The organism is Streptomyces sp. NPDC019531 (assembly GCF_044903305.1).
In the GTDB taxonomy this organism is placed as follows: domain Bacteria; phylum Actinomycetota; class Actinomycetes; order Streptomycetales; family Streptomycetaceae; genus Streptomyces.
In genome coordinates this window covers 22,865-36,597 of record NZ_JBJDQL010000027.1, presented here as the reverse complement: position 1 = coordinate 36,597, position 13,733 = coordinate 22,865, and the positions used below count along the sequence as shown (strand labels likewise).

Below are 13,733 nucleotides of genomic sequence, written 5' to 3'. Positions count from 1 at the left end.
GAGGGGCGGCGCCATGAGCCTACTGTGGGTCCCCCCAGGCCGCCTTTCGGGCTCTGGGGGAGGCATGAGCCGACGTGGGTCGGCAAACAAGATCCGAAGAAATCGCACGCTGGGAACGGAACTGTGAATCACGGCCCCGACGATCTGAGCTCCACGGGGGAGTTCGACTCGGACGAGCTGGCACTGCGACGGATGCTGCGGCAGGCGGTCGAGGACGTCGAGCCGCGCGACGGCACCCTGGACCATCTGCGCAAGGCGGTCCCCGCCCGACGCGCGCGCAAGCGACAGGCCGTCGTCGGCATGGCTGCCGCGGCGCTCTTCCTCGGCACCGCGATCCCCGCCGTGGTGCACGTCTCCGCCACCGGCACCAGCGCCAACACCTCCAACGCCGGGCACGCCTCCCAGATGCAGGGCGGCGCGGGCCAGGGCAAGGAGGCGGAGGGCGGCGAGTCCACCTCCGGCGGCTCCACGGGCAAGACGGAGGAAACGGGCAAGGACGAGTCCAAGGAGAACGGCAAGGGCAGGACCGCGGGCGCCAGTACGGGCGCCGGCAGCGGCGCCGACCCGTCCACCACGTCCGCCGCGAGCGCCCCGGTCTGTACGGCCGCGCAGCTCGGCACGCCCACGGCCACCACCGACGTGGCCGACTCCGCGGGGACGGTCTACGGCACCTTCCACATCACCAACGGCTCCACCGCCGCCTGTACCGTCACCGGTCCCGGCACCGTGACCTCTGCCGCGCAGGGCGCCGCCGACAGCAGCAAGATCTTCACCACCCGGCATGTCTCGGGCGACACGGCGGCCGGACTTCCCGACCCGTCCACGGAGGTCTCCCAGCTGTTGCTGCAGCCGGGTTCCTCCTACGACGTGAAGTTCGCCTGGGTGCCGTCGGCGACCTGCCCCACCTCGGACCCCTCGACCGACCCCAGCCCCGACCCCTCGACCTCCCCGGACACCTCCACCAGCGATGGCTCCTCCACCGGCGGTGACACCGGCACCTCCACCCAGCTCGTCACGGAGGACGGCACCACCGACGGGAGCGTCCTGGTGACGAATGCCGCGGAGGGCGGCACCCCGTCGGTGTCGACGACGGTGTCCAACGCGTGCGCGGGGACGGTGTACTGGACGGGCGTGCTGCTCTCGTCGTGACGGCGGCCGAGGTCGCGTCGTGATGTCGGCTTCGCTCGCGCGGGCCTCAGATGGTCGCCTTCTCCTGGGGCTGCTCCCGCTCCCGCTGCTCGTCGTCAGGGAGGATCCCCAGCTCCGCGTCCCGGATGAACTCCACCTCGCGGCGCACCAGACGGAACCACATGAAGACCACGAAGCCGGCGAAGACGAACCACTCGCCGGTGTAGCCGAGGTTCTGGAACGCCTTGAGGTCCAGCCCGCTGTCGGCGGGCGCGGTCGCCGGTACGGCCTTCATCCCGGAGTCACCGGTGTTGAGGGTGACCCATGCGTCGTACACGTCGTACGGCACCAGGTTGATCAGTGAGGCGGCGCTGATCGCCGCGGTCTGCCCGGCCGGAAGCCCGCCCTGCGCGCTGACTCCGTTGTCCCCCGGTGTCTCGGACGCCTGGAGCGCGCCGGTGACGGTGACCTCGCCCTTGGGCGCGGCCGGGACCTTCGCCGGGTCGGCGGTGCCCGGCAGCCAGCCCCGGACCACGGGCAGCGCCTTGCCGCCGTCGGTGCGCAGCAGCGTCAGGACGTAGTAGCCCTCGCGGTCGTCCAGCTGCCGGTCGGGGACCAGCAACTGCTTGTCGTACCGGCCGGTCGCGGTGACCTGCTTGCCCGAGGTCGCCTTGTCCACCGGCAGCAGCTCGGCCAGCGGCCGCGCGGCCTCTCGCTCGTCGGTGACGACCGACTGCTCGGCGTCCCGGCTCTCCGTCATCCGGTCCTCGAACCGGCTCAGCTGCCACGACCCCATGAAGACGCAGAACGGGATGGCGAGCAGCACGAAGACGTTGATGCCAAACCAGCGGGGTGTCAGCAGAAACCGGTACACACTCCCACGGTACGGGGCCCCACGGAGCCGCCGGGGTGCGGGGTCAGTACCGCTCGGTGAGGTGGTCCCGGCCCGCCGGGGGCTCGTACGGCTCCGGCCAGAAGTCGGTGACAGTGGCTATCCGGCCGCTCTCGTCCCCGGTGAAGAACGAGATGGCGTACATCTCCTCAAGACCCACCGTGAAGTGGGCCCAGGTGACGACCTGGCCCGGCTCGGCGACGATCCGCTCGACGCGCAGGTGCCAGTCGCCCGGGTACTCCCGGTTGAACTCGACGTACCGCTGCCGGCCGCTGATGCGCTCGCGGGTCTGCGGCAGGGTGTAGACGACGTCCTCGGCCAGGGTGTCCGCGAACATGCTCCAGTCGCGGGCCTCGGCCGCGGTCCAGAAACTCTCGACGGTCTTGCGCAGATCGGTCATGCGGACGAGTCTGCACCCAGCCACTGACAATCGGCCCGGACCGGGCTTTTTGGCCTGGTGGGAGGGGGTTCTGGTAAGCGAGGGGTAGAAGTTGTCCACAGGCTGGGGGCCTCGTCTGCGGATTGTCTGTGAAGGCGGGCAGTATGGGGTCATGACTGAGAGCAACGGGTCCGCCGCGGCCGAGCGGAACGACGAGATGCCGGAGTGGGAGAAGCGCTTCCGGGCCCCCCGGGTGTCCCTGCCCGACTGGGCGGAGGACGCTCCCGAGCGCTCCCTGTTCGTGTCCAACGCCACGGGGACGTACGAGCTGTACGCCTGGGACCGGGCGACGGGCGGACAGCGCCAGGTGACGGACCGGCCGAACGGCACCACGGACGGCGTGCTCTCCCCGGACGGCGCGTGGGTGTGGTGGTTCGACGACAAGGACGGCGACGAGTTCGGCGTCTGGCGCCGCCAGCCCTTCGAAGGCGGACCGGACGAGCCCGCCGCGCCGGGCCTCGATGCCTCCTACCCGGCGGGCGTGGCCCTGGGCCGGGACGGCCGTACGGCGGTCGTGGGCCGTTCGACCGACGACGAGGGCACCTCCATTCACCTCGTGCGCACCGGCGAGGACCCGGTGGAGATCTACCGGCACCGAGAGTCGGCGGGGGTCGGCGACCTCTCCCACGACGGGTCGCTGATCGCGGTCGAGCACACCGAGCACGGCGACGCCATGCACTCGGCGCTGCGGGTCGTACGCCCCGACGGCACCGCGGTCGCGGAGCTCGACGACACCAAGAACGGCACCGAGGAACTGGGCCTGGAGGTCCTGGGCTTCGCGCCGGTCGAGGGCGACACCCGGCTGCTCATCGGCCATCAGCGGCGCGGCCGTTGGGAGCCGCTGGTGTGGGACGTGGCCACGGGCGAGGAGACCGACCTCGCCCTGGACCTGCCCGGTGACGTGGGCGCCGAGTGGTACCCGGACGGCACGGGCCTGCTGATCGCGCACAGCTTCGAGGCGCGCAGCGAGCTGTTCCGGTACGACCTGGCGAGCGGCGGGCTGGAGAAGGTCCCGACCCCGCCCGGTTCGGTCTCGGGGGCGACGGCCCGCCCCGACGGCAGCGTGGAGTACCTGTGGTCCTCGGCCGCCGAGCCGTCGGCGGTGCGCTCGACGACGGGCGAGGTGGTGCTCGACCCGCCGGGCATGAAGTCCCCCGGCTCGGTGCCGGTCGAGGACGTGTGGGTGGAGGGCCCCGGCGGCCGGATCCACGCCCTGGTGCAGAAGCCGGCGGGCGCCACGGGTCCCTTGCCGACGGTCTTCGACATCCACGGCGGTCCGACCTGGCACGACAGCGACGCGTTCGCGGCGGGTCCCGCGGCCTGGGTGGACCACGGGTACGCGGTCGTCCGCGTCAACTACCGCGGTTCCACGGGGTACGGGCGGGCCTGGACCGACGCACTGAAGCACCGGGTCGGTCTGATCGAGCTGGAGGACATCGCGGCGGTGCGGGAATGGGCGGTGAGCTCGGGGCTCGCCGATCCCGCGCGGCTCGTCCTCACCGGCGGGTCCTGGGGCGGGTACCTCACGCTCCTCGGCCTGGGCGTCCAACCGGACTCGTGGACCCTGGGGATCGCGGCGGTGCCGGTCGCGGACTACGTCACGGCGTACCACGACGAGATGGAAGCGCTGAAGGCGATGGACCGCACGCTGCTGGGCGGCACGCCGGAGGAGGTCCCGGAGCGGTTCGAGGCGTCGTCGCCGCTGACGTACGTCGACAAGGTGCGGGCGCCGGTGTACATCTCGGCGGGGGTGAACGATCCCCGGTGCCCGATCCGGCAGATCGACAACTATGTGAAGCGGCTGGAGGGGCGAGGGGCGGTGCACGAGGTGTACCGGTACGACGCCGGGCACGGGTCGCTGGTGGTGGACGAGCGGATCAAGCAGGTGCGGCTTGAACTGGACTTCGCGGAGAGGCATTTGGCGTAGCAGGGAGGAGTTTCGTCCGCGGGCGCGTGGGGCGGGCCGCGCAGTTCCCCGCGCCCCTGAAGGGGCGATCAGGTCAGGTCTTTCAGGGGCGCGGGGACTGCGCGACCAGCCCCCCCACCCGCCCGCAGCCGCACAACGACCCGACCCGGCACGACCTTCGCGTACGGCTACGCCCCCGTTCGCCCCCGCCGCCCCAGCAACTCCGCCAACCCTCGCCGAGTAGCGGCCAACACCACCCGGTCCGAGGGCTGAAGCACATACGTGTCCGGCAGGTCCCACGCCAGGCCCGGGGCGTCTCCGGACTCCTCCCGGGCCAGGACCCGCCAGGAACCCGCCCGGAACGCCTCACCCACCGTCTTCCCCTCCAACTGGGGATGCCCGCCCACATCCACCGCCGCGAACAGGAGCACCCGGCGCTCCACCGGGAACGCGCCCAGGATCTGCCGCCCCATCATCGCCCCGGCGAACGCGGGGGCGGCCAGGTGGGAGACGCTTCGGCTGCGCGTGGACGCAAGGGGGTGTGCCGCGCGCAGGGTGCGGTACACCGCCGTCGCGAAGTCGTCGTCGTACAGGCGCAGCACCACGCGCAGGTCCGGCCGCACGGCCCGCGCGTACAGCACGGCCTCCAGGTTGGTAGTGTCCGCGCTGGTCACCGCGAGCAGCGCGTGCGCGCGGTGGATCTTGGCGGCTTCCAGGACACCTTCCTGGGTGACGTCCCCGAGCACCACCGGCACGCGCAGCCGCCGGGCCGTGGCGAGTCCGCGGGCCTCGGGGTCGGACTCGACGCACACCACGGGGATGTTCAGTTCCCGCAGCCGGGTCAGCACCCGGGTGCCGATCTTGCCGAGCCCGAGCAGGACGACATGTCTGCTCAGCCCGCGGGGTGGTCTGCGCAGGGAGGACACGGTGCGGAAGGTGCCGAGCACCTCCAGGACCGCCGCGAGGAGCACCGGCAGGATCAGCAACCCGACGAGCCCGGAGAGGAGTTGGAGGATCTGCCGCCCCACGGACTCACCGATCGCGGGGTCGTCGATGGCGAACAGGTCGAGCAGGGTCAGATAGAAGGCGCGCAGCGGATGAATACCGGTCACCAGCCACAGCGCGACGGCGAGCGCGACCACACACCCCACCATTCCGGCCAGCGACCACCGCAGCCGCCGCGAGAACAGCGAGGCGAACCACGGCACCACGCCCCGCCCGTCGGGCAGCGAGGGCCCGGTGTACGCGACCTGCTCCAGCACCACGGTCCCGCGGTCGCCGCCGTCCCGTACCGCCGCCGCGTCCGGCAGCAGTGTCGGTCCCTGGTCCCCGCCGGGGCCGGCACTGTCGGTCGGCGAGAGCAGGGCGAGTGTGGCCAGCCCCGGATCCGCGCTCACCCCGGTTCGCGCCGCTGGCCGTTCGACCGCCCGCAGCAGCAGGCCACCGGTCTGGAGCACCTTGCTGGTGCCGGTGAGGGCGGTGGCGGCCAGCGCGGGCGCGGCCGTGTCGGCGTCGGACAGCACGGTCGTGGAGGCGTCGAAGCCGGAGCCGCCGTCCGAGCCGCCGGAGGCCAACGCGGCGGCCTGGTCGAGGAGTTCCTCGATGTGCTGGCCGAGCCGCCGGTTGTAGAGCCGCAGGACGAGCCGCAGCCGGGGGTTGAGACGGCGGGCGGTGAGGGCGGCGCGGATGTTGGTCTCGTCGTCGTCGTACACGAGCGCGAGCGCGTGGGCCCGCTCCACGCCCGCAACGGCGAACGCGCTCTCGTTGGGCTCGGCGGCCTCCAGCATCCTTATGCCACCGGGAGGTTCACCACCGCCATCGCCACCGCTACCGCTACCAACGCCGACACCACCCCCGGTACCCCCGTTGCCGGTCAGGCCCACAGCCGCGGTCACCATCCGGTCCAGCAGCGCGGACGCGGCCCGGGCCCGCCCGACGACCGGTGGCCGCACGGACCGCTCGGAGGCCGGTACGACCAACGTGACCTGCTCGCCGTAGACATGTCTGAGCTCGGCGGCCAGCCGGTGCGCCAGCCCGTCGTCCCCGCACACCACCATGTGCGCGGCCGTGTCGCCCGGCAGCCCTGGACTCTGGTTAGGAACGCTCCCCACGAGGGAGAAGACTGCCTCACCGGGACGGATGGTGCCATGTTCTACCAGTGAGGAGTCACTCTTCCAAGAAATCCCCAAACCGCCGCGCACACTGAGCAATCGGACCATCCCCGCCGTACGCACGGACAGGGAAACCAGCACCTCACCACCGGAGGGATCCCGGCCGTGGCCGTCACCAAAGCACCCCCGCCCACGCGGGACACCGGCGAGGACCCGCGCCCGGCACCACGGGATCCGGCCGACCGGCGCCTCAACTCCCCCCTCCTGCTGACCCTGTTGATGCTGCTCGTGGTGCTGGCGCAGGGCCCGATCCGGGAGGCCCTGGGCGCACCGGTCATGCAGAGCTGGATGACGGTGTTCGTCGCCGTGCTCGTCCAGGCCCTGCCCTTCCTGGTGCTCGGGGTGCTGCTGTCGGCGGCGATCGCGGTGTTCGTGCCGCCGTCGTTCTTCGCCCGCGCGCTGCCGAAGAACCCCGCTCTCGCGGTGCCGGTGGCCGGGGTGGCGGGCGCGGTGCTGCCGGGCTGCGAGTGTGCGTCCGTGCCGGTGGCGGGGGCGCTGGTGCGCCGGGGCGTCACCCCGGCCGCGGCCCTCGCCTTCCTGCTCTCCGCCCCGGCGATCAACCCGATCGTGCTGACGGCGACCGCCGTGGCCTTCCCCCGCGACCCCGAGATGGTTGTGGCCCGGCTGGTCGCGAGCCTGCTGGTGGCGTGCGCGATGGGCTGGCTGTGGCTGCGCCTCGGCCGCACCGACCTGCTGAAGCCTCCGGCCCGTCACGCGTACGAGGGGCAGGGCAAGGGCGCCGCCTTCTGGGGCTCGGTCCGGCACGACGTGATGCACGCGGGCGGCTTCCTGGTCGTCGGCGCGATGGCCGCGGCGACCCTGAAGGCCGTGGTCCCGCAGACCTGGCTGCGTACGGCGGCGGAGAACCCGGTGATCGCCGTGCTCGCGCTCGCCGCCCTGGCCGTGGTGCTGTCGATCTGCTCGGAGGCGGACGCGTTCGTGGCCGCCTCGCTCACCCAGTTCTCGCTGACCGCGCGGCTGACCTTCCTGGTCGTCGGCCCGATGATCGACCTGAAGCTGTTCGCGATGCAGACCGGCACCTTCGGCCGCGCCTTCGCCCTGCGCTTCGCCCCCGCCACCCTCGCCCTGGCGATCGTGGTCTCCGTCCTGACCGGGCTGGTGATGCTGTGAACCGGCAGGCGCAGTCGGCGGTCCTGTTCCTCCTCGGCTCGGCCCTGCTGCACGCGGGCTCGACCGACCTCTATCTGCGCTACGTCAAGGCCGGCCTGCGCCCGCTGGTCCTTGCGGCCGGGGTCGTCCTGGTCGTCACGGCGCTGGCGACGGCCTGGTACGAGTGGCGGTCCAGGAAGAAGGAGCACGAGCACTCCCACCCCGAACACTCCGAACACCCCGAACACGCAGAACACCCCGAACACGCAGAACACCCCGAACACGCAGAACACCCCGAACACGCAGAACACCCCGAACCCCGGGTCTCCTGGCTCCTCGTCCTCCCTCTCTTCGCCCTGATCCTCGTCGCCCCGCCCGCCCTCGGCTCCTACAGCGCGATGCGCACGGGTACGGCCTTGCAGCAGTCGTACGGCTTGGAGCGGCTGCCCGCCGAGGGCCCGCTGCGTCTGGCCCTCGCGGACTACGCGGGTCGCGCGGTCTACGAGCACGGCCGGGGCCTCGCCGGACGGCAGATCGTCATCACCGGGTTCGTCGCCCTGGACCGCTCCGGGGCGCCTTATCTGGTCCGGATGGCCCTCAACTGCTGTGCGGCGGACGCCCAGCCGGTCAAGGTCGGCCTCACCGGCAACATCCCGCCGGTCCTCAAGCCGGACGGCTGGCTCCAGGTCACCGGCACCTACACCGCCAAGCGGACCAAGGACACGGTGAACGGCGGCCCGATCCCGTACCTGGAGATCACGGAGGCCGAGCCGGTCCCGACGCCGCACGACCCGTACGACGAGACCTGGAACAAGTGACCGTCACGCGCCCCGGACGGCCGCGAACGCCTCGTCCAGCAGGGTGACCAGGTCGAGCCGCCCGTCGGAGGCGGTCCAGTGCGCCAGCGAGACGTTCAGGCAGTTCAGCGCGGCCCCGGCCAGGACGGTGTGGGCGAGCGTCGGAGGCCCCTCGGAGCCCGCGCGGTCGGCGAGTGCCTCGGCCAGGGCGGGCCGCCAGCTGTGCTGTTTCTCCAGGTGGCGGGCGCACAGGGACGGGGTGTCGTAGACGAGCCGGGTGGTGGCGAGGGCGCCGGCCGGGTCCTCGTGATACCGCCCGACGACCGCGTCCAGGGCGTGCCGTAGCGCCGTCCAGGAGTCCTCGTCCGCCGGGCGCGCCCGCAGCGCGTCGGCGACCCGCCGGTCCTGGCCCTCGAAGGCGCCGAGCACGGCGTCCTCCTTGGTGCCGAAGTACCGCAGGAAGGTGCTGCGGGAGACCCCGGCGGCCGCCGCCAGATCGTCCAGCGTGACCTTGTCGAAGCCCTCGCGTCGGAACAGCTCGAAGGCCACCTGGGCGAGTTCGGCCCGTACGGCGGCCCGGGCGATGTCTCTCGTGGTCGTACGCGCTGCTCCGGTCACCCGCCGATCCTACCGTTCGGGACGAACCTCGCTTGCAGGAGTGGATCTCGGTTACTAGTGTGACACTCAGTTTCACATCTAGAACCCCACTTCAGAGAGGCCTCGTCCATGCCCCGCACCCTCGGCATCATCGGCAGCGGCATGATCGGCGCGGCGGTGGCCAAGCTCGCCGTCGCCGCCGGACTGGACGTGGTGGTGAGCAACTCCCGCGGGCCCCAGACCCTCGCCGACCTCGTCGCGGAGCTCGGCGAGCGCGCTCGCGCGGCCACTCCGGCAGAGGCCGCGCGAGCCGGTGACCTGGTCGTGGCGGCCGTACCGCTGAAGGCCTACGACCTTCTGCCTGCCGCCGACCTGGCCGGCCGGACCGTGATCGACGCGATGGTCTACCACCCGGCCCGGGACGGCCGTATCGCCGAACTCGACTCGGGCGAGCTGACCTCCAGCGCGCTGGTGCAGCGGCATCTGGCGGGCGCGAAGGTGGTCAAGACGTTCGCCACCATCGACTTCCACCACCTGGGCACCCTCGCTCGCCCGGCCGGGGCCGCCGATCGCAGCGCCCTGCCTGTCGCGGGCGACGACGCGGACGCCAAGGCGGAGGTGATCCGGCTGCTCGACCTGATCGGCTACGACACTGTCGACGCCGGGACCCTCGCCGACAGCGGGCGCCTCGCACCCGGCAGCCCGGCGTACGTCCAGCCGTACATGGGGGAGCGGCCGGAGGGGCTGAGCCAGGAGGAGGCCCAGCGCTGGTTCTTCACCTCGCCCGGCGTGCCGGTGTCCGCCGCCCGCGTCAAGGAACTGATCGACACCGCCGGCTGACCGGGAGAACCCAGATGATCGAGATCCTCACCCCTGACGGCACCGTCGACGCCTACCTGGCCCACCCGGACGACGGCGCCCCGCACCCCGCCGTACTCCTCTACATGGACGCCTTCGGACTGCGCCCGCACCTGAAGTCGATGGCGGACCGGCTGGCCGCGGCGGGCTACACCGTCCTGGTGCCCAATGTCTTCTACCGTTTCGGCCGCGCCCCCGTCGTGGAACTGCCCGAGTTCATCAACCCCGCCGAGCGCCCCGAGATCATCCAGAACATCGGCCCCGCCGCGCGGACCCTCACCCCCGAAGGCGCCATGCGGGACGCCGCCGTCTACCTGGAATGGCTGGAGGACTCGCCCCTGACCACCGGCGGGCCCCTGGGTGTCACCGGCTACTGCATGGGCGCGGGCCTCGCCCTGCGCACCGCGGGCACGTATCCGGGGCGGGTCGCGGCGGCGGCCGGTTTCCACGGGGCGTACCTGGCCACGGATGCCCCCGACAGCCCCCACCTGCTCGCCGGACACATCACCGCCGAGCTCTGCTTCGGCCACGCGGACCACGACGCGACCAATCCCGCCGACCAGATCGCCCGCCTGGAGAAGGCCCTGACCGAGGCGGGCGTCGAGCATCGCAGCGAGGTCTACGAGGGCGCCCACCACGGCTTCACCCAGGCCGACACGGCGATGTACGGGGCGGAGGCGACGGACCGTCACTGGGCGGCGCTGCTGGACCTGTTCGCCCGGAGGCTCGTCGGCTGATCTTCTGATCCTTTGGTGCGAGTGCTTGATTCCCGCTCTCGGAGAATGTAATTTTCAAAATCGAGAGCGGGAATCTGCATTCCGTCGCAGGGCGCGGGAACGAAGGGGACCGTCATGGAACGGGACGACCTGATCCTGATCAGCGTGGACGACCACATCATCGAACCGCCGGACATCTTCGTGAACCACCTGCCGAAGCGGTACCTGGACGACGCCCCCAAGCTCGTCCACCGCGAGGACGGCAGCGATGTGTGGCAGTTCCGGGACAGCACCGTGGGCAACGCCGCGCTCAACGCGGTCGCCGGGCGGCCCAAGGAGGAGTACGGCCTCGATCCGCAGGGCATGGACGAGATCCGGCCCGGCTGCTACGACGTGCACGAACGCGTCAAGGACATGAACGCCGGCGGGGTCCTCGCCCAGATGAACTTCCCCTCCTTCCCCGGCTTCTCGGCGCGGATGTTCGCCACCGAGGACAGTGACTTCTCCCTGGCGCTGGTGCGGGCGTACAACGACTGGCACATCGACGAGTGGTGCGGGGCCTACCCGGGCCGCTTCATCCCGATGGCCCTGCCCGCGATCTGGTCCGCCGAGCTGACCGCGGCCGAGATACGCCGGGTCGCGGCCAAGGGCTGTCACTCGATGACCTTCCCGGAGAACCCGGCGGCCCTCGGCTACCCGAGCTTCCACGACCCGTACTGGAACCCGGTGTGGCAGGCGGCCTGCGACACGAACACCGTGCTGTCGGTGCACATCGGTTCGTCCGGGCGGCTCGCCATCCCGGCCGTGGACTCCCCGCCGGACGTGATGATCACGCTCCAGCCGATCAACCTCGTCCAGGCCGCCGCCGACCTGCTGTGGTCGCGCGCCCTCAAGGAGTTCCCGGACCTGAGGATCGCCCTGTCGGAGGGCGGCACCGGCTGGATCCCCTACTTCCTGGAGCGCGTCGACCGCACCTTCGAGATGCACGCGACCTGGACCCTCCAGGACTTCGGCGGCAAGCTCCCCTCCGAGGTCTTCCGCGAGCACTTCCTGACCTGCTTCATCACCGACAAGCTCGGCATCAGGCTGCGGCACGAGATCGGCATCGACAACATCTGCTGGGAGGGCGACTACCCGCACAGCGACTCCCTGTGGCCGGACGCGCCCGAGCAGCTCCACCAAGCCCTGGCCGAGTGCTCGGTCCCGGACGCCGACATCGCGAAGATGACCCACGAGAACGCCATGCGCTGGTACTCCTTCGACCCCTTCGCCCACCTCCCCCGCGAGCAGTGCACGGTGGGGGCGCTGCGCAGGGCGGCCGAGGGCCACGACGTGAGCGTCCGCAGCCGCAGCCGCCAGCTGACGGAGCCGGTGGACAAACTGGAGGCGTTCCGGCAGCGGGCGCGCGCCGCGGTGGCCGCCGCGTCCCGCTGAACCTCCTCAAGCCCTTGCCGTCGTAGGACCCTCCCCCTAGCCTGCAATCTGACGACCCATCAGATACCGGCTAGGGGGCAGGCAATGGCCGTCACCGAGAGCGGAACCGGAACGGGGCCCGGAACGGGACCGGGCACCGGGGACATCCCCAAGGTCATCAGCGTGGACGATCACGTGATCGAGCCCGCGCATCTCTTCGAGACCTGGCTTCCGGCCAAGTACCGGGACCGGGGGCCGAAACCGCTCACCGCCGGCATCGGGGAGCTGGAGTACATCGGCGGCAAGTACCGCTTCACCACCGATCCGGAGGGCCAGCTCACCGACTGGTGGGAGTACGAGGGCGACCTCTTCCCGTACAAGCGGATCATCGCGGCCGTGGGCTTCTCGCGGGACGAGATGACCCTCGACGGGATCACCCGCGAGCAGATGCGCCGGGGCTGCTGGGATCCGAAGGCCCGGGTGGAGGACATGGAGATGAACCATGTCGAGGCCTCCCTCTGCTTCCCCACCTTCCCCCGCTTCTGCGGGCAGACCTTCGCCGAGGCCAAGGACAAGGAGGTCGGGCTCGCCTGTGTGCGCGCCTACAACGACTGGATGGTCGAGGAGTGGTGCGGGGACAGCGCCGGCCGGCTGATCCCGCTGTGCCTCATCCCGCTGTGGGACATCGACCTCGCGGTCGCGGAGATCCGGCGCAACGCGGCCCGTGGCGTACGGGCCGTCACCTTCAGCGAGATCCCCACCTACCTCGGGCTGCCGTCGATCCACTCCGGTTACTGGGACCCGTTCTTCGCGGCCTGCGAGGAGACCGGGACGGTCGTCAACATGCACATCGGCAGCAGCTCCCAGATGCCGGCCGCGTCCCCCGACGCCCCGCCCGCCGTCCAGGCCTCGCTGTCCTTCAACAACGCCATGGCCTCGATGATGGACTTCCTCTTCTCCGGGGTCCTGGTGAAGTTCCCGCGGCTCAAACTGGCGTACAGCGAGGGGCAGATGGGCTGGATCCCGTACGCCCTGGAACGCGCCGACGACGTCTGGGAGGAGCACCGGGCCTGGGGCGGGGTAAGGGACCTGATCCCGGAGCCGCCGTCGACGTACTACTACCGGCAGATCTTCTGCTGCTTCTTCCGCGACAAGCACGGCATCGAGGCCATCGAGACCGTCGGCGTCGACAACGCGACGTTCGAGACCGACTACCCGCACGTCGACTCCACCTGGCCGCACACCAAGAAGGTCGCCTGGGAGCACGTGGCCGGCCTGTCCGAGGACGTCACCTACAAGCTGCTACGGGGGAACGCGATCCGGATGCTGGAACTCGGCTTCGACCGGTAGCCACGGGTTGGTGAACCCTTGCCGGTGCCCCGAGACCGCCGGACCTGGACCGGGTGGCGGCCGCAAGCCTGGACCCGGGTGGCGGCCGCGAGGCTGGACCCGGGTGGCGGCTGGGGGCCTGGATCGGGTGGCTTGTGGCTGGCGGTCCGGATCGGCTGGCCCGGGGCGTCTCGGGTGGGTTGGTCTGGGGGAGTGGCTGGGGTCGGGTGTCGGGAGTTGGTGGTGGCTGGGGGCCTGGATCGGGTGGTTTGTGACTGGTGGTCCGGATCGGCTGGCCCGGGGCGTCTCGGGTGGGTTGGTCTGGGGGAGTGGCTGGGGTCGGGTGTCGGGAGTTGGTGGTGGCTGGGGGCCTGGGT

12 protein-coding genes are annotated in these 13,733 nt (G+C 71.4%); 8 read left to right on the top strand and 4 right to left on the bottom strand.

Translation table 11 applies throughout. The features are described from left to right. Positions 1-123: 123 nt before the first annotated feature. Positions 124-1,149: a hypothetical protein gene (locus ACI2L1_RS27590; protein WP_404742068.1), complete on the top strand. Its 1,026-nt coding sequence runs from the start codon at positions 124-126 to the stop codon at positions 1,147-1,149. Between the two features lie 46 nt (positions 1,150-1,195). Here ACI2L1_RS27590 and ACI2L1_RS27585 read toward each other — a convergent pair whose 3' ends face one another. Both ACI2L1_RS27585 and ACI2L1_RS27580 read right to left on the bottom strand, forming a co-directional pair. Beyond that, positions 1,196-2,002, bottom strand: a complete 807-nt coding sequence (locus ACI2L1_RS27585; protein ID WP_404742067.1) for an SURF1 family protein — start codon at positions 2,000-2,002, stop codon at positions 1,196-1,198. A 43-nt stretch (positions 2,003-2,045) separates the two neighbouring features. Next, positions 2,046-2,420 carry a nuclear transport factor 2 family protein gene (locus ACI2L1_RS27580; RefSeq protein ID WP_404742066.1) on the bottom strand — a complete coding sequence of 125 codons (375 nt, stop codon included), beginning with the start codon at positions 2,418-2,420 and terminating at the stop codon, positions 2,046-2,048. Between the two features lie 151 nt (positions 2,421-2,571). Between ACI2L1_RS27580 and ACI2L1_RS27575 the strand changes: the two genes are divergently transcribed. Then, on the top strand, positions 2,572-4,386 hold the full coding sequence (locus tag ACI2L1_RS27575; protein WP_404742065.1) for a prolyl oligopeptidase family serine peptidase: 1,815 nt from the start codon (positions 2,572-2,574) through the stop codon (positions 4,384-4,386). A 167-nt stretch (positions 4,387-4,553) separates the two neighbouring features. On the opposite strand, the gene ACI2L1_RS27570 is transcribed toward ACI2L1_RS27575, so the two are convergent. Continuing rightward, positions 4,554-6,422, bottom strand: a complete 1,869-nt coding sequence (locus ACI2L1_RS27570) for an NAD-binding protein (protein WP_404742161.1) — start codon at positions 6,420-6,422, stop codon at positions 4,554-4,556. A 219-nt stretch (positions 6,423-6,641) separates the two neighbouring features. Here ACI2L1_RS27570 and ACI2L1_RS27565 point away from each other — a divergent pair, with 219 nt between their 5' ends. Next, positions 6,642-7,667, top strand: coding sequence for a permease (locus ACI2L1_RS27565; RefSeq protein WP_404742064.1), 1,026 nt, complete (start codon positions 6,642-6,644; stop codon positions 7,665-7,667). Then, a complete protein-coding gene (locus ACI2L1_RS27560) occupies positions 7,664-8,464 on the top strand; it encodes a TIGR03943 family putative permease subunit (protein WP_404742063.1) in 801 nt (266 codons plus the stop codon). Before ACI2L1_RS27565 ends, ACI2L1_RS27560 begins: the two co-directional genes overlap by 4 nt. 3 nt (positions 8,465-8,467) lie before the next feature. Here the strand turns inward: ACI2L1_RS27560 and ACI2L1_RS27555 are convergent, their stop codons facing one another. After that, a complete protein-coding gene (locus ACI2L1_RS27555) occupies positions 8,468-9,061 on the bottom strand; it encodes a TetR family transcriptional regulator (protein ID WP_404742062.1) in 594 nt (197 codons plus the stop codon). Between the two features lie 108 nt (positions 9,062-9,169). Between ACI2L1_RS27555 and ACI2L1_RS27550 the strand changes: the two genes are divergently transcribed. The 4 genes from ACI2L1_RS27550 (at position 9,170) to ACI2L1_RS27535 (ending at position 13,377) form a co-directional block, all read left to right on the top strand. Then, positions 9,170-9,880, top strand: a complete 711-nt coding sequence (locus tag ACI2L1_RS27550; protein ID WP_404742061.1) for an NADPH-dependent F420 reductase — start codon at positions 9,170-9,172, stop codon at positions 9,878-9,880. A 14-nt stretch (positions 9,881-9,894) separates the two neighbouring features. Further along, positions 9,895-10,635, top strand: a complete 741-nt coding sequence (locus ACI2L1_RS27545; protein ID WP_404742060.1) for a dienelactone hydrolase family protein — start codon at positions 9,895-9,897, stop codon at positions 10,633-10,635. Between the two features lie 114 nt (positions 10,636-10,749). After that, positions 10,750-12,048 carry an amidohydrolase family protein gene (locus ACI2L1_RS27540; protein ID WP_404742059.1) on the top strand — a complete coding sequence of 433 codons (1,299 nt, stop codon included), beginning with the start codon at positions 10,750-10,752 and terminating at the stop codon, positions 12,046-12,048. An 84-nt stretch (positions 12,049-12,132) separates the two neighbouring features. After that, on the top strand, positions 12,133-13,377 hold the full coding sequence (locus ACI2L1_RS27535; RefSeq protein ID WP_404742058.1) for an amidohydrolase family protein: 1,245 nt from the start codon (positions 12,133-12,135) through the stop codon (positions 13,375-13,377). Positions 13,378-13,733: the final 356 nt, after the last annotated feature.